Genomic DNA, 23,189 nt, shown 5'->3' with positions numbered 1-23,189 from the left:
GTTCAACTTCATGTTCGTCTTCCAGGCAGAGCACAACATTCTGATGCACCCCTTCCACATGCTGGGAGTAGCCGGTGTGTTTGGCGGAGCGCTCTTCAGTGCGATGCACGGTTCTTTGGTGACCTCCTCTCTGGTGCGTGAGACCACCGAGACCGAGTCTCAGAACTACGGATACAAGTTTGGTCAAGAAGAAGAGACCTACAACATCGTGGCGGCTCATGGCTACTTCGGTCGTTTGATCTTTCAATATGCCAGCTTCAACAACAGCCGCGCGCTGCACTTCTTCTTGGGTGCATGGCCTGTGATTGGAATCTGGTTCACGGCATTGGGTATCAGCACGATGGCGTTCAACCTGAACGGTTTCAACTTCAACCAGTCAGTGATTGACAGCCAAGGTCGTGTGATTGGCACCTGGGCGGACGTATTGAACCGTGCGAACCTGGGTCTGGAAGTAATGCACGAGCGCAATGCTCACAACTTCCCGCTAGACCTAGCTTCTGCTGAGGCACCTGAGATCATCGGTTAATCCAGCTTGATTGACTGATTGTTTCTAAAGCTTGAGAAGCCCCTCCGCGATCGCGGAGGGGCTTTTTGCCGTCAAAGCCCAAAATCGCAGCTCGCTACTTTGGTAGCCCAAACTTGTAAACGCTGTTAACAGTGTCAACGCTGATGGGGAGCGATGTTGTAGTGATCGCTCCTATTCTTTTTAAAGAGAGCGATTCTCATTAGTCAGCAATTTTCTTAGCGGAATCTACGGAAAAACGCTGAAACGCCTGAAAACTGATTAAACTCAGGTTCTTATTCTTTCTGAATAAGAACTATCGGAGTTTGGGTTCAAGATGCCGAAGGTCAATCGCAAAGGGCAAGCTGAAGTTTTAAGTCAGGAGCAGTTGCAGCAGCTCTGGAGCGAACTTAACTTTCCGCACGCTTTGATCACTCAATTGGCCTACTACACGGGAAGCCGCATCAGCGAAATCTGCTCACTCAAGGCTGAAGATGTCAGCGCCGGTAAGGTGGTGATCCGCCAGCACAAGACCGAGCGCACAAAAGAAGTTGTGATAGTGCCCCCGTTAAAGATGGCGATCGCCTCAGCGCCTCTCCCCTCAACCGGATATCTCTTTCCAGCGGCGACATGGACAAGGGCAACGGTCAAGCGCTATCGGATTCAGCGCCATAGCACCGGCGGCCATCACTTTGAGCAGGTGGGTGAATTAGGCCCGCGCCCGCATATCAGCACTCGCGCCGTGGATAAGGCGTTGCGGAAAGCCTGTGACATGCTTGATTTGGAGGGAGTGAGCACGCATACCTTTAGGCGATCGCTAGCAACGCATCTCTATGATGCGGGGGTACCGCTGCGGCAAATTATGGAAATTACCGGGCACGCGAGCTTGGCCTCGTTGACGAGCTATCTGAATATTGAACAACGGGCAGCGAGTGATGCGCTGCTGAGTTTCTTTGCGACTTGATAGGGAGATAGTGAGGTTTGAGTAGTAGATGACCCAAGACCTACGCTAAGCACCTTTAGTTCTATGTACCAATTGGCCTAGTGTTCAATTAGTACGTCTCATTGAGACTGAGAATGCGAAAAGCAGTGTCTTTTAAGTCTTTATATACCAATAGTTTCAGCCTTAGCGTAGGTTTCTGTTCCATTGTTCCTCAAACTCTGATACTGAGCGCTAGATTTAGACACTCGTTCGCTTTTCTATATCTGTATTTCTTTATTTCTGTAAATACGGAAGTAAAGAAATACGATTACCCGTAATTCTCTTCCAACAACTCCCGCAACATCTCTATCATTGTTACCCCCTCCATCACTGCTTTACCCTTAATCTTCCGGTGTAGAGACTCTGGTATGTCGAGCGTTAGGCGCTTGAGCTTTTCCTTGGATTCTTTAGCCTTGGGCGGCATTGGTTCAGCCTTATCAGTAGGGGGCGTCTCTGGTTCCGTTCGGACTTCGCGCGTCTCTACCCAATCATCGAGATTTGCTTGAGGTTTAGGTTGGGATCCAAAGGTAACTTTCTTACGTGCCATTGTTCAGCTCCAATAGCTCATCAGCTAGCGCCATGATTTCTTTAGCAGCTTGTCCTTTTGGATCGGTTTCTAGAACGGTCTGCCCAGTGGCTGCTGACTCAGCAAACGGTACTCGCTGACAGACTTGCGATCGCAGCACCGGAATATCAAACCCAGACAGCGCTTCTACCACATCGCGCCCAATCGCTGTATTCACGATTTTACGATTGATCGCAAATACAGATTTAAGTTTTTCCTTAAATACAGAAGCTTCTCGAAAAAGGTCGATCACTTCTTGAGCGGCCCAGACATCGTAGGGCGAAGGCTGAACGGGAATGAGAACGAGATCGGCAGCGGCGATCGCAGAGCGGGCCAGCTCACTTACACGCGGCGGGCCATCAATGACGACATGGTCATAGTTCTTCGCCATCTCTGGTAGGTCACGGTGAATTGTCGGACGGTCTAAACCCACAACGCTGAAGGGCGGCTTATCTTCTCGTGCGGCGGCCCAGTCTCGCGCCGAGCCTTGCGGATCAGCATCAACGAGCAGCACCAAAGCCCCTTTAGTCGCTAGGGCGTGGCTGATGTGAACCGCTAGAGTTGTCTTACCGACACCCCCTTTCTGATTCTGGACTGAGATAATCATGATTTCTGTTTTTCTTTATTTCTGCAAATCTGTTTTTCCTTATTTGCAGTGAAGCGTATTTGAAGAAAGTTGCTATTGCGATTTTATGGTGAAAGGTAGTTCAGGATTTACGAAAGCCTTTCAACTTTCCCAGCACCCTCAGATTCAGCTTTGCCTAGGCGAATAAACTTGTAGCCGTAACGCTCGAATTCCTGACCACTCAACGTACTCAGTCCTAGAAGGGCAGCTAGCTCACTGGTCGGCAACCACCATCCCCGCTCTACAGTTCGGTCTAATAGTTCATACCGGGCTAGAGGTTCACCTTGCTGCAGTGCTTGCTCGATAGTGGTCACTAGGGTGGCTCTGCCGGGGCAATCGCATCACCAAACCACTCCTTCTTTTGTATGGTGCCGTTGTCTGGTGTTTTGTATAGTACTGCCTCAATACTTGTTTCGGTGGCTCCAGCAACTTGCTCAACGGCTTCTTCAGTCATTAGCCCCTCCCAAGTGATTAGCCGATACATTTCATCGAGGCAACCTAATACAGCTTGATTGACGTAAGACTTCACCCCAATTTTGAAAGGGGCTAGCTAGGATTTTGAGCTTTGAGCGCGTTGATTCTTGCATAAATCTGCGATCGCCGCCTAAACAACACGCTTAAGACTCTAGCTCCCAGCTTGATCGAGCTGGGGGTTTTGCGCATGTGATCGTCTTTCTTCCTCAGCTTCTCGATATCTACCCTGTCGGTTCCTACCTTTAGACACATGAGCCGCTAGTCAGCTTGCTCTCAGATTTCTCAGGAACCCGTTAAGCCTTTCTCAGGTTGCGGTCAGAGAAGCCTCAGAGAAGCCCCGCATAGTAGGACTCAAGATGATTGAAGTCAAAAACGCAAACTAAGGAGCTAAATCATGAAACGCATCACCTTCGCTATCTTCTCTCTCGCCCTCTCTGCTGCAGCTATCTCTCCGGCCCAGGCCATCACCGCCGAATCAGCCAGCCGCATTGACCAGGCCCGCCAAGAGCATCTCGATAACAAGTCCTCGGATAAGTTCGATCAGCTTCGCTCTGAGCACTTGGACAACAAAGAGGAAACCAAGTTTGACCAACTGCGCCGCGACCACCTGAACAACAAAGAAGACTTCTCCAAGTTCGACCGCCTGCGCCGCGAGAACCTGAGCAAGTCCACTGATAAGTTTGATCAGCTTCGCTCTGAGCACTTGGACAATAAAGAGGAAACCAAGTTTGACCAGCTGCGTCGCGACCACCTGAACAACAAAGCTATCTAAGCGCTCTATCGGCTAGCGTTCGAGTTACACGCTACACCTTCAACATCAAAGCCCTCGACTCATGCGCGGGGGCTTTTTACAAGCTTGATGCACGGCTCCTTGTATCAATCATCGATGCATCAAGGCCCTAGTCGTTTTGGCTAGGGCTTCTTTGGTGGCAATAAGGGAGCGATCGCTTTACTGCTGAAACTGTTACTGCTTTTGCTTAATCCACTCAGTCACTCTTTCGCTGTCTGTGCGTAGTCTTTTAGGGCTACCAAGACGTTTTCTAACGGTTGTCTTACATCTGTGTTAGGACGATGACCAGTGTCATTAGTGGCGGCTTGAAATTCGCCCATCGCAAGAACACAGCGAACGGAGCGTAGCCCTTCCGCTCTGCTTCTCGTCTAGGTGCGAAGAGAGCAGCCAGAGAAGTTAGGATTCAATCCCAACGCAGAGCAATTACGCTCTCGTTTAAAGAATTTTGTAGACACTTGCGATCGCCCGTACTCTATTGTCATATGATTGTCTGAACTAAAAGATGACTTGGAGATGATAGATGACTACAGAAACCCCTGTAGAGAAACGGCGCGATCAGATGATTCGGATGCGGCCCTCTCTTAAGAAGAAGGCTCAGATCGAGGCAGTCTACCGCGAGTGCAAGCTCAGCGATATTATCGAAGACGCTTTGAACCTTTACTTTGCTCAGAAAGAACGTTCAGAAACGTCCTCATAAGCACTCACCTCTTGCAAACAGTAGTAAGGAGGTACAGGTCAAGTCCAAACTAAGCAAGGTTTAAGTGGATACACGAAGCTTACAGCGGGAAAGTCTAAAAGCTTCAGCAGAATCTCGAAAGATGTTTGAACGTCCTGTCATAGTAGGGTTTCAGAGTCATCTACCTGTTGATTCTGCAGTATGAAACCACTCAAAAACAAAAATTCCCCCGGACAAACACTCCGAGAGAATCTGAAAATCCTTCAAACAGTGCGACATTAGAACCGCACACACCTAGAAGGAAATCCACCGCTCCTGTAGAAACCACTCATTATTGAAGGCCGCCATTTGCGGTGGCTATTATGACTATGTTCATTATGACTCAAAATCGGGCGGAAGCAACTCCGCAAAATGGCCCTATTGTCGAAAAAACTCGATACTACCAGTTCACCCCAGAGGTAGCCCGGAAGCTACGCAAAGCCAAGCTAACTCGCTCAGAGTGGGAGCTGTGGAGCTATCTCACAACCCTCGATCCCTTCGGTGATCGCTATGTTCAGCTCCCTACGCTAAAGGAAGTTTTAGCCGAAGTTGAGATTTCTAAAGCAACGTTCTACCGAGCGATCGCCAAGCTGCAAGAGCATGACCTGATCGATTTTCAGGTGGGTGACATCAGGTTTCGTAATTTACTCGGACGAGAGAATAGTCTCAAAAATGCGACACCAGTCTCAAAAATGAGAAAGTTGTCTCAAAAATGCGACACCAGTCTCAAAAATGAGAAAACTTTCGCAGAACTGAGACTCGATTCTCAAAATTGCGAAAATCGATCGCCAAAACCCCCGCAGGCTCTAGCGTCTAGATCGCCTCATACTCTTCAGACTCTTCAAACAGATCCAGACACTTTAAAACCGCAACCGAGTGTGTGTTTTGAGGAAAATAACCAGAAGCCCAAAGAGGTTGATCAAGAAAAAATTGCTGATCAGCGATCGCCCGTCAAGCTAACAGAAGAAGAAAGTTGTCAAAGGCCCCTTACAACAAAGCGAGAGACTGTCCCTGATACCTCTAATGACCGCGAGAAAATTCTATGGCGAGCGAAAAAAATAGGCGTCAACTTTGGCGATCGCAAGCTGAAACAGGCGATCGCGGCTCATCCCGATCGCTTAGAGCAAGCCGTGACCACTTTGGTGGAGAAGTCTGAAACAGTACGCTATCCGACTCGCTTCTTGGAGCGGGCCATCTTAGAAGCTTGGGAGCCGGAGACAAAGCAGAATCTAAGGTTTAGCCAGTGGTTTGATGAGGCCAAGCGGCAGGACTGTGAAGTGCTAGGCGGCCAGATAATTGATGACGTGCAGTGGGTGTATGCCTCAGGCGGGCAGCCGTATCGCTGGCATGAGTTAAAAAGCTTGTCCTGGGATGAGCTAAAAGCCAAGTTGAATCCAGTTCCAGCAGATCTAGCACCGCCCGGATCAGAGGTAATTGCCTATCAGCCTAGATTGTTCCAGGAAGCGTCTGAAACCTTATTCAATGACCTTTCCCCTTTGTTAGTGGCCGTAGACGCTGAAATTAGCCGTCTAGGCTGGTCTGAGGCAACGTTTTCAGAACGCCTGTATCAGTGGTTTGTCAAACGTGAGCTGTCGTCGCTGATAGACGACCAGCTTTATGAGCTGCTAGAGCTACTGCGAGAGATTGGTGAACCTGTGGAGGTGGCATCATGACGCCCCTCTGTGGCTTACAACTTGCGGTACTGCCAGAGGTGGTCTCCTACGAAATCGAAAATCTGTGTCCGCTACTTTCTTAGGCCAAGGTGGGCGATCGCTGTCAGCTATACAGGCGAAACGGGAGCGTTGGAAATAGCTGAACCGGGTTAGGTCGTTTTTCGCGTGGGTGAGCAGCACTAGCTTTTCAATCAGCGAGCGGCTAGCGATCGCTGGCGCGATCGCTCAGCCCGAAAGGTCAATCTTGCGGCTGGCTAGAGGAGCGCATCGGCAACAAGAAGCGTAAGAACCTCACCACCAGCTACTACTACTGAGATGAGGTAATTCAACCTTGTGAAACGCAGCGGCAGAAGATGTATGTCAAAGTTCTGATTTCTGTGCAATTGTCACCTAATACGATGACTGAATTTTCGCTTATGCTCACACCGTCACAGAGTAAGCTTCTAAACTTCGCAGTACAAATTCGTGAGACTGAGTATGAGCCTGAGAAGGCCTTTATTAGTCGAGAAATGGTGCAGGCAACATTACCTCATAGAAATCCTGGTGATATTCCTGCTTGGAGCCGAGTAAACGGCAACTATGCACTAGTAATTCAACCGGGTTGGGATAGCTGGAAAAATCAATCTTTCGGCTATCCGTATGGAACGATTCCTCGGCTTTTAATTTTCTGGCTCATGACAGAAGCGCTCAAGACCGGCAGCAGGCGTTTAGAGGTGGGTGGTTCATTAGCTGAGTTCATGGGCAAGCTCGGGCTTGATTCCTCTCGAGGAGGCAAGCGCAGCGATGCAGCTCGACTTCGCGACCAAATGGAGCGGCTTTTTAGAGCACGCATTAGCTTTGAATACCGAGATGATGAGCAAGCAAGCTGGCACGATCTGCAAATAGCCTCTAAGGGCATGATGTGGTGGCATCACAATTTAGCTGAGCAGCCGACGCTTTGGGAGAACTGGGTTGAGCTGAGTGAGGATTTCTTCAGGGCTGTGACTGCCCATCCCATCCCAGTTGATATGAATGCTTTGCAACGTCTCAAAGGTTCGGCTTTAGCACTCGATCTTTATGCCTGGCTGACCCATGAGTCATTTCGTAGCAATGCTCGAAAGAAAGCTCGAAAGGTTTCATGGCGATCGCTGCACAACCAGTTTGGAGCCGAATATAGCGATTTGCGAAATTTCAGCCGGAAGATGATGGAAGCTCTCAACAAGGTCAAGATCGTTTTTCCAGGCCTTGAAGTTGAAACGTTCAAAGGGGGAATCGCTGTCAAACCTGGCCAACTAGCGGTTTCTGCCATAAAGACAGCGTCAGCTCCACGAAAGTTAGAGAAGTCTACTCTTCCCGCCTCCATAAGCTCAGAGGATAAGGGTGATGAAATCCCTGAATCTCTACGGCTATCGGCCAAGACATTAGGCAAAGCAACTGAGTTGATGCAAGAGACTGACTGGGACATCGCTGACATGGAAGAGCAATTTTACAATTACGTCCGAAGCAAAGGAGTACCAAAACACCTAGGTCGAGCATTTCTAGGCTTTGTACGCAAGAAAATCCAATCTGAATCTTGAATCCCAAGTTCTGAACTTAAAATCTTTTCCTCTGAGCAATCGCTGAATTCCAAAGCCCTTGACCCCCGCGTTCCCAAATAGGTGGGTCTGATCATACACTCACCCTCCGGATTTCTGTTTGTGGAAAACTTGTTAAGAATTATTTCTTTTCAACGCTGAATTGGTACACATTGCGACTTTTTCCACAAAAAACAGCGCTGAATTGGTACACATTATGACTTTTTCCACAAAAAACAGCGCTGAATTGGTACACATACGAACGCTGAATTGGTACACATTAGGATCAAAACAGCGCTGAATTGGTACACATTCTTACGCTGAATTGGTACACATATCCTTTAATACACCTTTAGTTTTAAAAACACCTTTAGTTACGCGCAGCTTTTCTGTGGAAAACTCAAAGCGGAATTGCAAAGTTGCGGAAGGCGGTCAAGGGCTTCGCAAGGGCTTCTGCTTCGCTCCAGCCCCCTTGACCGCCTTCCGCAACTTTGCTCAGAGGTTAACAAGAGGAATGCTTAAGGCATTCCTCCAAAAAACAAGCATTGACAGAACACATACTTCAAAGCTCTCGACTGTCTTGGAAAAGCGGCAAAGAGTTGGCTAAGCAGTGAGACCACTCGTCAACCTTCGCCAACTTTCCAGAGGTTGAGGCAACCAACAATCTGGCCGAGCGGCAGCTGCAACCTGCCGTCATCAGTCGCAAACTTTTCTGCGGCAGTAAAACTTTGATAGGCGCTACCAGTTAGAGCATTTCGGCTTCATTGACAGCTACTTGTCACAGCAAGGCAACTCGTTCATCAAGCAAGTCACCCAGACCCTGAGACTACAAAATCGGGTTGCCTAAGCGAACGCTAAAAGCTCCAGTCGCGGTGACTGGAGCTTTTCCTTGGCTTGGCCAACAAGTAAATTATGAAGACCAGATTGTCGACCTTAGGCGGTTGGTACAAACCCTGCTTTTGCTTTAATATAGGCGAAATGTAAAAAAATATTGCGTTTGTTTGACTTAGAGCCAAAGGAACCCAGGAAGTTTTTGATGACTGCGTTTATTAACACGGTTGAGCAATCGTCCGAGCTACTCGTTAAAGAGTTTTTTCAACTTTGTGAAGGAAACTGGCGTTCTGAGCGTCGTTACTACACGTTGCACAATGACGAGATTCAAGAGGTTGTTAGCTATCTAACAATTCGTTTCCTAAAGCAGGAAAGTTCTGAGCTTTTGAATCTGGCCCAGATGCATCAGCTAGAAAACTCTTCAAAATTAGTCTGTGGAGCTTTCACGTCATGGGAGAGCAACTATAAGGGACCCAGTGCCAAAACGCTGACGGGGTCTACCATCTTTGGCGTTTCTGGCACTACACTGTATCGCGATCGCGGCTTTGCTACTTCTAAGCCCGTTTGCGCCCAGTTCTATATGCGAACTCCCAAGACCATGTGCCTTAAGACTGAGTATGGTGGATCAGCCTTTGAAGAAGAAATTAAGCTAATTGGTTCTGGTTATAGAACGCGGCAGACAATCATCTCGCGAGCTGGAGAAGAACAAATGATCGGCCAATATTTAGAAAAGCGGACTGCTTGAGTAAAGAGCTGGTAGGTTACTTTCGCCTGGTTAGTTACATTTGTTTACCCAAAAAGTAAACAAATGTTTCGTTTTGTGCGCGGCGAGATTAATCCTTTGTTGAAGGGTATTAGCCTTAACTATCTCTGAAACTCTTTCTGTCAGACGATTTTGGCTTTTAGACTACAGCATAAGTGCTGGCAAAAGCCAAAATCGAAATTAGAAAAAAGCTACACTTATCCACAAGATCTGTAACGTTTTATCAGAGCTGACGCAGCCAGAGACGTTCATTCCCCTATGATTGGGATGAATTTATACGGTTTCATACGGATCAAGGAGCTTGCGTAGGCGTGGCTATTCCTCTATTAGAGTACTCCCCAGCTAGTCAAAATCAGCGCGTTGAGGGATATGTAGTTCCTGGAGATGATCAACCTAAAGTTTACTCAACTGACAATATCCTCTCCGGAACAGAGATGGACAATCTGATTGAAGCGGCTTATCGTCAGATGTTCTTCTATGCTTTCAAATGGGATCGCGAAGTTGCTTTAGAGTCTCAATTACGCACGGGTCAGATTACCGTCCGAGACTTTATTCGCGGGCTCATGCTGTCTAAGACTTTCCGAGATAGTTTTTACGAGAAAAATAGTAATTATCGTTTCGTTGAACAGTGCATTCAGCGCGTTTTGGGACGAGACCCTTACAACGAGCAGGAGAAAATTGCCTGGTCTATCGTGATTGCGACTAAGGGTCTTCAAGGCTTTGCAGACGCTTTACTCAACAGCGAAGAGTACATCAATAACTTTGGGTACAATACGGTACCCTATCAGCGTCGTCGAGTTCTACCTTCTCGTGAGGAAGGAGAACGCCCAATCAATATTAAGTCGCCTCGATACGATGCCTATTTTCGGGCCAAACTGGGCTTTCCTCAGCCTATCTGGCAGACTCAGGTGCGGCGCTTCCGCCCTCAAGAGAAGCAAGCTCGGGAGGGAGATCCGTCCCAGTTCCTGTCAATGGCTCAAAGTATTCGGCCCAGGAGCAATACTCCCCAACAGCTCTCTGCGATGAATGTCGATTATCAAAAGGCTGTTCCTTACCGGAAACTTTCCTAACAACGGCTTTAGATGTTTTTAGCGCTTTTGCAAATGTGCAGAGGGTGATGCTAGCTGCCTATGAGTTCTCAGGGCTGATCTAGCTACTCATTTGCTTAATTTGCAAAGGCGCTTTTTCGTGCTTTCAAGCAAAATTGTTGCTATCAAATAATTTAATTTTTTCTTAATTTTTCGATTCGTTTTGAGTGTCTTTTGCGGGCTGTTATTAGCTTTCGTAACTTTTTGTAAAAAAAGACCGCTTTCTAATAATTTTTAACAATTAGCACCTTCATGGCGTTGTATAAATGGTTCCTGAAGGGCTTTAAGAAATAAACAACAGGTTTTTGACCTGAAAATTGCTCAATTTGCTCTCATCTAAGCTGAGTAAATTTGGCATTAACTTAATTAAGCTTTTCATTTTTCAATAACCCTACCCAATCGAAACCAACTAGGAGGCTAGTTACCTATGCTCGACGCATACGCAAAGGTTGTTGCTCAAGCTGATACCAGAGGCGCATACGTTTCCTCTTCTGAGGTAGACGCTCTGATGAACATGGTTAAAGAAGGCAATAAGCGCCTAGACACTGTTAACCGGATCACCAGCAATGCTTCTTCCATCGTTGCTGATGCTGCTCGTTCTTTGTTTGAGGAGCAACCCCAGCTAATTTCTCCTGGTGGAAATGCTTACACCAACCGCCGGATGGCTGCTTGCCTCCGCGACATGGAAATCATCCTGCGCTATGTCACCTATGCAATGTTCACTGGCGACGCCAGCGTTCTTGATGATCGTTGCCTGAATGGTCTACGTGAGACCTATGTTGCCCTAGGTGTTCCTGGTGCTTCCACTGCAACTGGCATTCAAAAGATGAAGGATGCCGCTATTGGTATTGCTAACGATCGCAACAACATCACTCAAGGTGACTGCAGCTCTCTCATGTCTGAGCTGTCTGGCTATTTCGATCGCGCTGCATCAGCAGTTGGCTAAGTCTGACTATCTTTAGTTTGACTGACTATTAGCGAGAGCGAAGTCTAACTGATTGAATCAATTTGAGAGAGTAGGAGAGATTAAAATCATGAAAACCCCTTTAACTGAAGCTGTTGCAGCAGCAGATTCCCAAGGCCGTTTCCTCAGCCCCACTGAGTTCCAAGTTGCTTTTGGCCGCATTCGCCAGGCGGAAGCCAGCCTCACTGCAGCTAAGTCCTTAGCAGATAAGGCTCAGCAATTGGCAGATGGTGCTGCTCAAGCGGTATACCAGAAGTTTCCCTACACGACCCAGATGCAGGGACCTCAGTATGCAGCTGACCAGCGCGGTAAGGACAAGTGCGTTCGGGACATCGGCTACTATCTGCGGATGATCACCTACTGCCTAATCACTGGTAGCACTGGTCCTATGGACGAGTACCTGATTGCTGGCCTAGCTGAAATCAATAGCACTTTTGAGCTATCCCCCAGCTGGTATATCGAAGCTCTCAAGCACATCAAGGCTAACCACGGTCTATCTGGTGACCCTGCTGTTGAAGCTAATTCCTACATCGACTACGCAATTAATGCTCTAAGCTAGAGCGTTAATTTGGCCCGGAAAAGCAGCTGTTCTTCTACATCAAGTAGTAAAGAGACCTGTTTTTTCGGGCTGTTTTGTAGGTGCCGGTTTGAAAGAAAACTGTCAAAAGTTGCTTATCAAGCGGAGAACATAATTATGGCCAGCTTAAAAGAAGCAGGGAAGTTAGGTATTCAACCATTTAACGAGGCTGAGATGGTTGAACTGCGACCTAACTGGGGAGCGGGCGATGTGCAAGCTGTCATTTGGGCTGCTTATCGTCAGGTGTTAGGTAATGAGCATTTGATGCAGAGTGAGCGACTGAGCAGCGCTGAATCTCTGTTAAAGCAGGGTAATATCACTGTTCGAGATTTTGTACGAGCGATCGCGCAGTCAGAACTATATCGAGAAAAGTTTTTTTATCCTAATTTTCAGATTCGCTTTATTGAATTGAATTTTAAGCATCTGCTTGGCCGTGCTCCTTATGACGAGGCGGAGATTGCAGAGCATGTCGATCTTTATAGCTCTCAGGGATATGAGGCCGAAATCAATTCTTATATTGATTCTGCAGAATATCAAAAGAGCTTTGGCGATCGCATAGTTCCGTACTACCGCGACTTTGTCACTCAAGGAATTGGTCAGAGAACGGTCGGATTTAGCCGCCTGTTCCAGCTTTATCGGGGCTACGCTAACAGCGATCGCGCTCAAAATCAAAAGCAAGGACGGTTGATCTGGGAAGTAGCTAGAAACACGGCTTCTCCCCTACCCCAGTCATCTGCTGCGCTGACAGGTGGTAATAGAAGCGATCGCAGCAATACCTATCGGGTCAAAGTTGCCCAATCGCCAACATCAGGCTCAACAGTAGTCCGGCAGGGAACGCGAGACTTTGTAGTTCCTTACAGCCAGCTTTCCAAGAAGCTGCAGGAGCTAAACAAAAGAGGCAGCAAAATTATCAGCGTGACCTCTGCTTAAGCCCATTGAGGATGCTTTTCAGATTTTAGAATCGTCAGGAATTCGATTTTTAATTCATTACGAAGGAGATTTAAGTGGCTATCACAACAGAATCCTCTCGGTTGGGAACAACCGCCTATAGAGACATTAGTCCGGTTGAGCTGCGTCCTAATGCGTCTCGTGATGATGTCGAGATGGTCATTCGCGCTGTTTACCGGCAGCTCTTGGGCAATGATTATCTAATGCAGTCTCAGCGTTTAGGAAGCGCTGAATCTTTACTGCGTGACGGAGGTCTGACGGTTCAAGACTTCGTACGCCAGGTAGCTAAGTCAGAGCTATACAAGTCAAAGTTTTTCTACAACTGCTTTCAGACTCGTACTATCGAGCTGAACTATAAGCATCTGCTGGGTCGCGCTCCCTATGATGAAGCAGAAATTGTCTACCACTTAGATCTCTACGAAAACGAGGGATACGAAGCTGATATCGACTCTTATATCGATTCTGCGGAATATCAGAGTGCCTTTGGTGACAACATTGTGCCGTACTACCGGGACTTTGAAACCACCAACGGTGGTGCAGGCCAGCAGACAGTTGGGTTTACACGCATGTTTCGCCTCTATCGGGGCTATGCCAATAGCGATCGTGCCCAGCCTGAAGGCGGAACGCCTCGCCTAGCTAGAGAACTCGGCCGCAACCAAGCCTCATCAGTGGTAGCGCCTGCTCAAGGTGGCGGTGGCTGGGGCTATCGTCCTTCTAAGCAGGGAGTCACGCCTAAAAGCGCTTTTGGCGGCGTCAGCTCTTTAGGCCAAGGCGGACGGCTTTACCGGGTTGAAGTCGCAGGTGTTTCTGGTCCTCGTTATCCTCGCGTTCGTCGCAGCAACCAGTCGTTTGTAGTTCCTTACGAAGAACTTTCAAATCAAATGCAGAGAGTTCAGCGTATGGGCGGCAAGATTGCTAGCATCACGCCTATTTAGCTTTTTCCCTATTGATTTAACCAAAGGGGAAAATTAGCAACATCTAATTTCCCCTTTTAGGTTCTCTACTTAGCTATTTGGAGAAAAAAGAGTCGCATGTTGGGTCAATTTTTGGGTGGTAGAAGAAGCGGATCTCAGTCAAGCTCTCGCCTGTTTCGATATGAAGTAACAGGTTTGAGTCAAAATGAGCAAACCGATAAAACGGAATATCCTATTCGCTCTAGTGCTAGCACTTTTATCACGGTTCCCTATGAGCGGATGAACCAGGAGATGCAGCGCATTACTCAAATGGGTGGCACAATTGTCAGTATTGAGCCGGTAAATTTTGACCCAACTGCAGGAAATAGCGAAGAAGGCTAACTGTCGCTTTATCCTATGGCATCAGATTCAGGTTCTGAAAATTCTCGGGCATCATCTTCAGCAAAAGCTGCTGCTGGTGATGCTTTAACAGTTGAGCAGGCGATCGCTTATCTCAAAGGTAGCGATTTAAGCTTGCGAGTCTATGCCGCCTGGTGGCTCGGTCGTTTTCGCATCAATGACGATCATGCTGTCGCAGCTTTAATTGATGCCTTGGCAGATGAAGACGATCGCACAGTTGCAGGGGGATATCCGCTGCGCCGCAACGCTGCCCGGGCTCTGGGTAAATTGGGCGATCAAAAAGCTGTTTCGGCCTTAATAGATAGCCTAGGCTGCTCGGATTTCTACGTCAGAGAAGCTGCAGCTCAGGCTCTAGAGATGCTGGGGAATCAAAAGAGTGTTCCTAGGCTGATGCAGTTACTCAAAAACGAAGTGCCTGGTACCCAGCCTTCGCCAGAGCAGCCTATTATGATTCAGCCTTACGATGCGCTTATAGAAGCGTTGGGTACTTTGGGTGCAATTGAGGCTAAAGCATTGATTGCGTCCTTTTTAGACCATCCGGTTGAGCGTGTCCAATATGCTGCTGCTCGAGCCTTGTACCAGATAGCTTCTGATACTCAAGAGGCTCAGCAGTATGGCGATCGCTTAATTCAGGCCCTATCTCATCAAAAGCTGCAGCTACGACGCGCTGCTCTAGCCGATTTAGCCGCAATAGGATATCTACCCGCCGCTAAGGCGATCGCGGAGACACTTGCTGAAAATAGCCTCAAACTCATTGCTTTAAAGGGTTTGCTTGAAAAAGAGCTGCAGCAATCTGATACAAATCAGCTCTCCCATGAGTCAATTCAGGTAATGCAGCTGATGGATACTCTGCTGTAGCTGCAGCCCAGCCTATTATTCTCTACTTAAAAGTACTGTTTTTTGTAACGTTTGCTTACTTACAAGTCATGTAAGTTATTAAATTGCTACTTATGGGGATTTTTTTGCCCTAGGCAGCAGTCTCAGGACAATAGGGAATGGCAAATACTCAGGTTCTCAAGCTGATTCGTGCAGTTGACGAAGCAGCCTCTCCTGATCAGTTAATTAAGGCCGTACGGGCACTGTCTCAATCAGGAACAGAGGCAGTCATTCCAACTTTGATTACTGTTTTGGGCTATAACAACCCAGGGGCCTCGGTTGCGGCAGTAGAAGGACTTGTGAAGCTAGACTCTGTTGCTGTTCCCTTTTTGCTAGAGCAAATTCAGGAAAATACTAACTACAGTGCCAGAGCTTGGGCCATTCGCGCGTTGGCCGGTATTGGTGATCCGCAAGGATTGGAAACTTTACTCACTGCTGCAATTGATGATTTCTCTATGAGCGTACGCCGAGCTGCGGCGAGAGGTCTAGGAATTTTGCGCTGGCAGATGCTGGTACCCGAAAAGCTGATATCTGGCCAAGAGCAGGCTTTGGGCGTGCTTTTTCAGGCTGTAGAAAAAGATCCTGAATGGGTTGTCCGCTATGCTGCCGTTGTTGGGCTACAGGAGTTTGCTGCCGCTGTCTTTGTCAGGCATCCTAACTGGCTAATCAAGATTCAAAATCAGCTAGGGCAGATTGCTCAAGCCGATGCTAATCTAGCTGTGAAAACACGCGCATTGCTGGCCCAACAGCGAATTCAGCCAAGCCTAGAAGAAATTCAGCTTAAAATAGCCGATGTTGATGCGACAGAAAGCAACCACTGGCAGCTAACGCTGGAAAGGCTCTACAGTCGCAAAGCACAAGAACGATGTCAGGAAGAAGGCAACCCATATAAGTTTCGAGCTGTAGCTGCCGCAATCCAAGATATGCTAGGTGAACAAACTCGATAGCTTGTCGCTTTCTTTATTACAAGTTACAAATCGGGTCAGTCCTGCTAAGCTACGCTGAACAAGAACCACTTGAGCGATTTCATGATGCAGTGAATAGTTTTCGCTGCTGTGCAAAGCGCAACAAACGCCGGCAGGCTAACCAGGAGATAGGGTTGATTAGCGACAGCGCACATTCTCTATATATGCGATCGCAGTCCTTACCTGCTACTGAGGGTACTGCACAAGAAACTTTTGCTGAGCAACATGCTCAGGGAATTACTGTATACCTGAGACAGCATTCTAGTCTGTCGGAACTGACTGCTGTCGAGCTTTATCAACAGCTACTCGAAATATACGGAGAGAAGCTCGATCAGGAGATTACTAGCGACACAATCTTGACAGATATAAAAAATCTGGTTCAAGAACAGTTTGATCAAGATTGTCTTTGGCAAACAATCGCTCAAGAAATTTGGGCTAATCTAGTTCTTCGGGCGACCCAAGAAGTACAGCGAGATTTAGGAGCGGAATTCCTAGATTCTCTAGACTGGGAAGAATTTAACCAAATTCTAAAACAATATTTGTTTAGCCCAAATACATTCAACTTAGAACAGCGAATTCACAATCTTGAAGAGCATTATGCTCACACCCTAGCGCTCAAAATCATTCAAGATTTAGATCTTGAAAGCCAGTCAGTTGCAGCGCTAAAACGACAGTTCAAAATCAAATCCTATATCGTTTCATCTCCGACAGCGGCTGCAGAGACAGAACTAAATCAGACAGGTCCTATTACAGAAATTGCCAGCGACTTCCCGATTTTGTGCCGTGAAACTGATGCAGGCGAAATTTCTTTTTCAGACAAATTTCAGTCAGACTTGTGGCAGTCTGATACTCGCGGAATTGCCTATTTCCGCTATCACGCCAAGCACAATCGCAACAACTATTTAGAGCACTACATCACCAGCGCTGGTGAAATTAAAACTTTGCCCTGGGAAGCTACTGAGCAAATCATCAACAAATTTGGGTTACATGCGGCAAAGGTTCAGCTGATTTTGGCCGCTCACGCAGCTCAGCAGCCTTCTCCGTGGCAAAGCACTTTCACACTCACTGCCAGCGAGATTGCTAAAGCCTTAGATTGGGACTGCCGAACTCCTAAATCAGGCGCAGTCTGTCGTAGCCGTATTGCCAGCTTAGTTTATGCGCTCTCCTGTCTACTAATAAAGGTAGTTTGGCTCAATAGTCCATCTAGTTCTAAGCAGGCTGTTCAGACGCCGGTGAGTAAGCTTTGGGAAGCTCTAATCAGTCCTGTTGGCGAATTTGATTGGACAACGGGGCGAATTGAATCTTCGAAGGAGATTCGATTTGTGATTAGACCAGGATTGTGGATTTCCGATTTTACAGAGAAATCCGACGCATCTGCCTGGCAATCTCTTCAGCAATTCGGGCAGGTAGCTTTAACACTGTTGAGACTTGATGCCTATCGCAATGAGTTAATACTGCGCTTAGTTTTGTATTTAATGCTGGGCTTGCGTCTGCGGGCCAGCGATTCTAATCCATATGAATATGAAGTGGGTGCCCTGTTAAAAGCGGCTTTGTCTGCAGATGCTATTCAGGCAGCAGAGAGTGATCTTGAGCAGGGACAACAGCTTTTCGAGCAATGGACTCAGGCATTAACCATTCTTGAGCAATTGGGCTGGTCAGCTGAAAACAATAACGCTTGTCCGGCTACTGCTACTGCGGGAGGCGTCAGTCTGTATGCAACTCCCTATCCTAAATGGCTCGATCTGACTCAGAACATGAGAAAGCCAAGAGGATGGGTTCATAACTGGCTACAGCAGAGGCTTATCATTAAGCCATTTTGGGAATCTAGCTTGCTTGAGTGAAGACTGCTTTTTGATATTTTCAGCATCTTTAGTCAGGCACAATAGAGAATTTTGTTAAAAACACTTTACAAAAAGACATATTTTTGCTACAGTTACATTAGTGGACAAGTAACAAATCTTTAGTTGTTTGTTCCAGCATACATATTTGTTTCAACGCAAACGCAATAATTCATTATGACAACGACACTACAGCAGCGCCAAAGCGCTAACCTGTGGGAGCAGTTTTGTCAGTGGATCACCAGCACCGAGAACCGCCTTTACATTGGCTGGTTCGGCGTTCTGATGATTCCGACTCTACTCGCTGCCACCACCTGCTTCGTCATCGCCTTCATCGCGGCTCCGCCGGTTGACATCGACGGCATCCGTGAGCCGGTAGCCGGATCACTGATGTACGGCAACAACATCATCTCCGGTGCGGTTGTTCCTAGCAGCAACGCCATCGGTCTGCACTTCTACCCCATCTGGGAAGCCGCTTCTTTAGATGAGTGGCTCTACAACGGCGGTCCTTACCAGTTCGTCATCTTCCACTTCCTCATTGGCGTCTTCTGCTACATGGGCCGCGAGTGGGAACTGAGCTACCGCTTGGGTATGCGTCCTTGGATCTGCGTTGCTTACTCTGCGCCTGTAGCAGCAGCATCAGCAGTCTTCCTGATTTATCCTTTGGGCCAAGGTTCATTCTCTGACGGTATGCCTCTGGGTATCTCTGGTACGTTCAACTTCATGTTCGTCTTTCAGGCAGAGCACAACATTCTGATGCACCCCTTCCACATGCTGGGAGTAGCCGGTGTGTTTGGCGGAGCGCTCTTCAGTGCGATGCACGGTTCTTTGGTGACCTCCTCTCTGGTGCGTGAGACCACCGAGACCGAGTCTCAGAACTACGGATACAAGTTTGGCCAAGAAGAAGAGACCTACAACATCGTGGCGGCTCATGGCTACTTCGGTCGTTTGATCTTCCAATATGCCAGCTTCAACAACAGCCGCGCGCTGCACTTCTTCTTGGGTGCATGGCCTGTGATTGGAATCTGGTTCACGGCATTGGGCATCAGCACGATGGCGTTCAACCTGAACGGTTTCAACTTCAACCAGTCAGTGATTGACAGCCAAGGTCGTGTGATTGGCACCTGGGCGGACGTATTGAACCGTGCGAACCTGGGTCTGGAAGTGATGCACGAGCGCAATGCTCACAACTTCCCGCTAGACCTAGCGTCTGCTGAGGCACCTGAGATCATCGGTTAATCCAGCTTGATTGACTGATTGTTTCTAAAGCTTGAGAAGCCCCTCCGCGATCGCGGAGGGGCTTTTTGCCGTCAAAGCCCAAAATCGCAGCTCGCTACTTTGGTAGCCCAAACTTGTAAACGCTGTTAACAGTGTCAACGCTGATGGGGAGCGATGTTGTAGTGATCGCTCCTATTCTTTTTAAAGAGAGCGATTCTCATTAGTCAGCAATTTTCTTAGCGGAATCTACGGAAAAACGCTGAAACGCCTGAAAACTGGTTAAACTCAAGTTCTTATTCAGAAAGAATAAGAACTATCAGAGTTTGGGTTCAAGATGCCGAAGGTCAATCGCAAAGGGCAAGCTGAAGTTTTAAGTCAGGAGCAGTTACAGCGGCTCTGGAGCGAACTCAAATTTCCGCACGCTCTGATTACTCAATTGGCCTACTACACGGGAAGCCGCATCAGCGAAATCTGCTCACTCAAGGCTGAAGATGTCAGCGCCGGTAAGGTGGTGATCCGCCAGCACAAGACCGAGCGCACAAAAGGAGTTGTGATAGTGCCCCAATTAAAGATAGCGATCGCCTCAGCGCCTCTCCCCTCAACCGGGTATCTCTTTCCAGCGGCGACATGGACAAGGGCAACGGTCAAGCGCTATCGGATTCAGCGCCATAGCACCGGCGGCCACCACTTTGAGCAGGTGGGTGAATTAGGCCCGCGCCCGTATATCAGCACTCGCGCCGTGGACAAGGCGTTGCGGAAAGCCTGTGACATGCTTGACTTGGAGGGAGTGAGCACGCATACCTTTAGGCGATCGCTAGCAACACATCTGTATGATGCGGGAGTGCCGCTGCGACAGATTATGGAAATTACCGGGCACGCGAGCTTGGCCTCGTTGACGAGCTATCTGAATATTGAGCGGCGAGCGGCGAGTGATGCGCTGCTGAGCTTCTTTACGACTTGATGAGGCGATAGCGGGGTTTGAGTAGTAGATGCCCCAAAACCTACGCTAAGCACCTTTAGCTCTATGTACCAATTGGCCTGTGTTCAATTAGTACGTCTCATTGAGACTGAGAAGGCGAAAAGCAGTGTCTTTAAAGTCCTTATATACCAATAGTTTCAGCCTTAGCGTAGGTTTCTGTTCCATTGCTTCTCAAACCCTGATACTGAGCGCTATATTTAGATACTCGTTCGCCTTTCTATATCTGCATTTCTTTATTTCTGTAAATACGTAAGTAAAGAAATACGATTACCCGTAATTCTCTTCCAACAGCTCCCGCAACATCTCTATCATCGTTACCCCCTCCATCACTGCTTTACCCTTAATCTTCCGGTGTAGAGACTCTGGTATGTCGAGCGTTAGGCGCTTGAGCTTTTCCTTGGATTTTTCGGCCTTGGGCGGCATTGGTTCAGCCTTATCAGTAGGGGGCGTCTCTGGTTCCGTTCGGACTTCGCGCGTCTCTACCCAATCATCGAGATTTGCTTGAGGTTTAGGTTGGGATCCAAAGGTGACTTTCTTACGTGCCATTGTTCAGCTCCAATAGCTCATCAGCTAGCGCCATGATTTCTTTGGCAGCTTGTCCTTTTGGATCGGTTTCTAGAACGGTCTGCCCAGTGGCTGCTGATTCAGCAAACGGTACTCGCTGACAGACTTGCGATCGCAGTACCGGAATATCAAACCCAGACAGCGCTTCCACCACATCGCGCCCAATCGCTGTATTTACAACTTTACGATTAATCGCAAATACAGATTTAAGTTTTTCCTTAAATACAGAAGCTTCTCGAAAGAGATCGATCACTTCTTGAGCGGCCCAGACATCGTAGGGTGAAGGCTGAACGGGAATGAGAACGAGATCGGCAGCGGCGATCGCAGAGCGGGCCAGTTCGCTTACACGCGGCGGCCCATCAATTACGACGTGGTCATAGTTCTTCGCCATCTCTGGTAGGTCACGGTGAATTGTTGGACGATCTAAGCCCACAACGCTGAAGGGTGGCTTATCTTCTCGTGCGGCGGCCCAGTCTCGCGCCGAGCCTTGCGGATCAGCATCAACGAGCAGCACCAAAGCCCCTTTAGTCGCTAGGGCGTGGCTGATGTGAACCGCTAGAGTTGTCTTACCGACACCCCCTTTCTGATTCTGGACTGAGATAATCATGATTTCTGTTTTTCTTTATTTCTGCAAATCTGTTTTTCCTTATTTGCAGTGAAGCGTGTTTGAAGAAAGTTGCTATTGCGATTTTATGGTGAAAGGTAGTTCAGGATTTACGAAAGCCTTTCAACTTTCCCAGCACCCTCAGATCCAGCTTTGCCTAGGCGAATAAACTTGTAGCCGTAACGAAACCTGCGATCGCCGCCTAAACAACACGCTTAAGACTCTAGCTCCTAGCTTGACCAAGCTGGGGGTTTTGCGCATGTGATCGTCTTTCTTTCTCAGCTTCTCGATATCTACCCTGTCGGTTCCTACCTTTAGACACATGAGCCGCTAGTCAGCTTGCTCTCAGATTTCTCAGGAACCCGTTAAGCCTTTCTCAGGTTGCGGTCAGAGAAGCCTCAGAGAAGCCCCGCATAGTAGGACTCAAGATGATTGAAGTCAAAAACGCAAACTAAGGAGCTAAATCATGAAACGCATCACCTTCGCTATCTTCTCTCTCGCCCTCTCTGCTGCAGCTATCTCTCCGGCCCAGGCCATCACCGCCGAATCAGCCAGCCGCATTGACCAGGCCCGCCAAGAGCATCTTGATAACAAGTCCACTGATAAGTTCGATCAGCTGCGCTCTGAGCACTTGGACAATAAAGAGGAAACCAAGTTTGACCAGCTGCGTCGCGACCACCTGAACAACAAAGAAGACTTCTCCAAGTTCGACCGCCTGCGTCGTGAGAACCTGAACAAGTCCACTGATAAGTTTGATCAGCTGCGCTCTGAGCACTTGGACAATAAAGAGGAAACCAAGTTTGACCAGCTGCGTCGTGACCACCTGAACAACAAAGCTATCTAAGCGCTCTATTGGCTAGCGTTCGAGTTACACGCTACACCTTCAACATCAAAGCCCTCGACTCATGCGCGGGGGCTTTTTACAAGCTTGATGCACGGCTCCTTGTATCAATCATCGATGCATCAAGGCCCTAGTCTTTTTAGCTAGGGCTTTTTTGGTGGCAATAAGGGGAGCGATCGCTTTACTGCTGAAACTGTTACTGCTTTTGCTCAATCCACTCAGTCAACTCTTTCACTGTCTGTGCGTAGTCTTTTAGGGCTACCAAGACGTTTTCTAACGGTTGCCTTACATCTGTGTTAGGACGATGACCAGTGTTATTAGTGGCGGCTTGAAACTCGCTCATTGCAAGAACACAGCGAACGGAGCGTAGCACTTCCGCTCCGCTTCTCGTCTAAGTGCGAAGAGAGCAGCCAGCGAAGTTAGGATTCAATCCCAACGCAGAGCAATTACGCTCTCGTTTAAAGAATTTTGTAGACACTTGCGATCGCCCGTACTCTATTGTCATATGATTGTCTGAACTAAAAGATGAATCGGAGATGCTAGATGACTACAGAAACCCCTGTAGAGAAACGGCGCGATCAGATGATTCGGATGCGGCCCTCTCTTAAAAAGAAGGCTCAGATCGAGGCAGTCTACCGCGAGTGCAAGCTCAGCGACATTATCGAAGACGCTTTGAACCTTTACTTTGCTCAGAAAGAACGTTCAGAAACGTCCTCATAAGCACTCACCTCTTGCAAACAGTAGTAAGGAGGTACAGATCAAGTCCAAACTAAGCAAGGTTTAAGTGGATACACGAAGCTTACAGCGGGAAAGTCTAAAAGCTTCAGCAGAATCTCGAAAGATGTTTGAACGTCCTGTCATAGTAGGGTTTCAGAGTCATCTACCTGTTGATTCTGCAGTATGAAACCACTCAAAAACAAAAATTCCCCCGGACAAACACT

At 48.0% G+C, this 23,189-nt stretch carries 26 protein-coding genes and 1 pseudogene; 21 read left to right on the top strand and 6 right to left on the bottom strand.

The features are described from left to right. Positions 1-526 (top strand): photosynthetic reaction center family protein (locus tag QJQ48_RS26345; protein ID WP_487247706.1); only part of this gene is annotated, 526 nt, incomplete at its 5' end. A 313-nt stretch (positions 527-839) separates the two neighbouring features. Further along, positions 840-1,466 (top strand): tyrosine-type recombinase/integrase, encoded by a 627-nt coding sequence (locus QJQ48_RS26340; protein ID WP_346294218.1) that lies wholly within the window; start codon positions 840-842, stop codon positions 1,464-1,466. A gap of 286 nt (positions 1,467-1,752) precedes the next feature. Here the strand turns inward: QJQ48_RS26340 and QJQ48_RS26335 are convergent, their stop codons facing one another. From QJQ48_RS26335 to QJQ48_RS26320, 4 genes are all read right to left on the bottom strand, one after another. Beyond that, positions 1,753-2,031 (bottom strand): hypothetical protein, encoded by a 279-nt coding sequence (locus QJQ48_RS26335; RefSeq protein ID WP_346294217.1) that lies wholly within the window; start codon positions 2,029-2,031, stop codon positions 1,753-1,755. Further along, positions 2,021-2,656 carry a ParA family partition ATPase gene (gene parA, locus QJQ48_RS26330; protein ID WP_346294216.1) on the bottom strand — a complete coding sequence of 212 codons (636 nt, stop codon included), beginning with the start codon at positions 2,654-2,656 and terminating at the stop codon, positions 2,021-2,023. The genes QJQ48_RS26335 and parA (QJQ48_RS26330) overlap by 11 nt, the downstream gene beginning before the upstream one ends. A 107-nt stretch (positions 2,657-2,763) precedes the next feature. Beyond that, complete coding sequence (locus QJQ48_RS26325) at positions 2,764-2,988, bottom strand: hypothetical protein (protein WP_346294215.1); 225 nt, start codon at positions 2,986-2,988, stop codon at positions 2,764-2,766. Continuing rightward, positions 2,988-3,128, bottom strand: coding sequence for a hypothetical protein (locus QJQ48_RS26320; protein WP_346294214.1), 141 nt, complete (start codon positions 3,126-3,128; stop codon positions 2,988-2,990). Before QJQ48_RS26320 ends, QJQ48_RS26325 begins: the two co-directional genes overlap by 1 nt. Before the next feature lie 414 nt (positions 3,129-3,542). Here QJQ48_RS26320 and QJQ48_RS26315 point away from each other — a divergent pair, with 414 nt between their 5' ends. The 17 genes and pseudogenes from QJQ48_RS26315 (at position 3,543) to QJQ48_RS26240 (ending at position 20,221) form a co-directional block, all read left to right on the top strand. Continuing rightward, positions 3,543-3,920, top strand: coding sequence for a hypothetical protein (locus QJQ48_RS26315; RefSeq protein ID WP_346293803.1), 378 nt, complete (start codon positions 3,543-3,545; stop codon positions 3,918-3,920). Positions 3,921-4,458: 538 nt separating this feature from the next. After that, positions 4,459-4,635: a hypothetical protein gene (locus tag QJQ48_RS26310; protein WP_346294197.1), complete on the top strand. Its 177-nt coding sequence runs from the start codon at positions 4,459-4,461 to the stop codon at positions 4,633-4,635. 356 nt (positions 4,636-4,991) lie between these two features. Further along, a complete protein-coding gene (locus QJQ48_RS26305) occupies positions 4,992-6,326 on the top strand; it encodes a hypothetical protein (protein WP_346294213.1) in 1,335 nt (444 codons plus the stop codon). Between the two features lie 353 nt (positions 6,327-6,679). After that, a complete protein-coding gene (locus QJQ48_RS26300) occupies positions 6,680-7,882 on the top strand; it encodes a replication protein RepA (RefSeq protein ID WP_346294212.1) in 1,203 nt (400 codons plus the stop codon). A gap of 635 nt (positions 7,883-8,517) precedes the next feature. Beyond that, positions 8,518-8,628: pseudogene (locus QJQ48_RS28440) on the top strand (IS66 family transposase); the annotation flags it as partial. A gap of 287 nt (positions 8,629-8,915) precedes the next feature. Then, positions 8,916-9,455, top strand: coding sequence for a phycobiliprotein lyase (locus QJQ48_RS26295; protein WP_346294211.1), 540 nt, complete (start codon positions 8,916-8,918; stop codon positions 9,453-9,455). Between the two features lie 329 nt (positions 9,456-9,784). After that, on the top strand, positions 9,785-10,543 hold the full coding sequence (locus QJQ48_RS26290) for a phycobilisome rod-core linker polypeptide (protein ID WP_346294210.1): 759 nt from the start codon (positions 9,785-9,787) through the stop codon (positions 10,541-10,543). 445 nt (positions 10,544-10,988) lie between these two features. Further along, the gene (cpcB, locus tag QJQ48_RS26285) at positions 10,989-11,507 is read left to right on the top strand and encodes a C-phycocyanin subunit beta (RefSeq protein ID WP_346294209.1); all 519 of its coding nucleotides are present in this window, start codon (positions 10,989-10,991) and stop codon (positions 11,505-11,507) included. A gap of 88 nt (positions 11,508-11,595) precedes the next feature. Further along, entirely contained in the window at positions 11,596-12,084 is a 489-nt protein-coding gene (gene cpcA / locus QJQ48_RS26280) for a C-phycocyanin subunit alpha (protein WP_346294208.1), read from the top strand. Positions 12,085-12,219: 135 nt separating this feature from the next. After that, entirely contained in the window at positions 12,220-13,032 is an 813-nt protein-coding gene (locus QJQ48_RS26275) for a phycobilisome rod-core linker polypeptide (protein ID WP_346294207.1), read from the top strand. A 74-nt stretch (positions 13,033-13,106) separates the two neighbouring features. Continuing rightward, the gene (locus QJQ48_RS26270) at positions 13,107-13,985 is read left to right on the top strand and encodes a phycobilisome rod-core linker polypeptide (RefSeq protein WP_346294206.1); all 879 of its coding nucleotides are present in this window, start codon (positions 13,107-13,109) and stop codon (positions 13,983-13,985) included. Positions 13,986-14,081: 96 nt separating this feature from the next. Further along, complete coding sequence (gene cpcD / locus QJQ48_RS26265) at positions 14,082-14,345, top strand: rod-capping linker protein CpcD (RefSeq protein WP_346294205.1); 264 nt, start codon at positions 14,082-14,084, stop codon at positions 14,343-14,345. Positions 14,346-14,360: 15 nt separating this feature from the next. Then, the gene (gene cpcE / locus QJQ48_RS26260) at positions 14,361-15,221 is read left to right on the top strand and encodes a C-phycocyanin alpha-cysteine-84 phycocyanobilin lyase subunit CpcE (RefSeq protein WP_346294204.1); all 861 of its coding nucleotides are present in this window, start codon (positions 14,361-14,363) and stop codon (positions 15,219-15,221) included. Between the two features lie 137 nt (positions 15,222-15,358). Further along, a complete protein-coding gene (cpcF, locus tag QJQ48_RS26255) occupies positions 15,359-16,186 on the top strand; it encodes a C-phycocyanin alpha-cysteine-84 phycocyanobilin lyase subunit CpcF (protein WP_346294203.1) in 828 nt (275 codons plus the stop codon). Between the two features lie 89 nt (positions 16,187-16,275). After that, positions 16,276-18,045 (top strand): hypothetical protein, encoded by a 1,770-nt coding sequence (locus QJQ48_RS26250; protein ID WP_346294202.1) that lies wholly within the window; start codon positions 16,276-16,278, stop codon positions 18,043-18,045. Between the two features lie 174 nt (positions 18,046-18,219). After that, positions 18,220-19,281, top strand: a complete 1,062-nt coding sequence (psbA, locus tag QJQ48_RS26245) for a photosystem II q(b) protein (protein ID WP_346289621.1) — start codon at positions 18,220-18,222, stop codon at positions 19,279-19,281. 313 nt (positions 19,282-19,594) lie between these two features. Then, entirely contained in the window at positions 19,595-20,221 is a 627-nt protein-coding gene (locus QJQ48_RS26240; RefSeq protein WP_346294201.1) for a tyrosine-type recombinase/integrase, read from the top strand. A gap of 285 nt (positions 20,222-20,506) precedes the next feature. Here QJQ48_RS26240 and QJQ48_RS26235 read toward each other — a convergent pair whose 3' ends face one another. Both QJQ48_RS26235 and parA (QJQ48_RS26230) read right to left on the bottom strand, forming a co-directional pair. Then, positions 20,507-20,785 (bottom strand): hypothetical protein, encoded by a 279-nt coding sequence (locus QJQ48_RS26235; RefSeq protein ID WP_346294200.1) that lies wholly within the window; start codon positions 20,783-20,785, stop codon positions 20,507-20,509. Next, a complete protein-coding gene (parA, locus tag QJQ48_RS26230; protein WP_346294199.1) occupies positions 20,775-21,410 on the bottom strand; it encodes a ParA family partition ATPase in 636 nt (211 codons plus the stop codon). Before parA (QJQ48_RS26230) ends, QJQ48_RS26235 begins: the two co-directional genes overlap by 11 nt. Before the next feature lie 463 nt (positions 21,411-21,873). On the opposite strand from parA (QJQ48_RS26230), the gene QJQ48_RS26225 reads away from it, so the two are divergent. Together QJQ48_RS26225 and QJQ48_RS26220 are read left to right on the top strand one after the other, a co-directional pair. Beyond that, a complete protein-coding gene (locus QJQ48_RS26225; RefSeq protein ID WP_346294198.1) occupies positions 21,874-22,251 on the top strand; it encodes a hypothetical protein in 378 nt (125 codons plus the stop codon). A 540-nt stretch (positions 22,252-22,791) separates the two neighbouring features. After that, positions 22,792-22,968 carry a hypothetical protein gene (locus QJQ48_RS26220; RefSeq protein ID WP_346294197.1) on the top strand — a complete coding sequence of 59 codons (177 nt, stop codon included), beginning with the start codon at positions 22,792-22,794 and terminating at the stop codon, positions 22,966-22,968. Positions 22,969-23,189: the final 221 nt, after the last annotated feature.

The organism is Sphaerothrix gracilis Ecp01, from assembly GCF_030405905.1.
GTDB classification, from domain to species: domain Bacteria; phylum Cyanobacteriota; class Cyanobacteriia; order Phormidesmidales; family Phormidesmidaceae; genus Sphaerothrix; species Sphaerothrix gracilis.
Note: the sequence above shows the minus strand (reverse complement) of the source record. Positions and strands in the feature narration are given on the sequence as shown.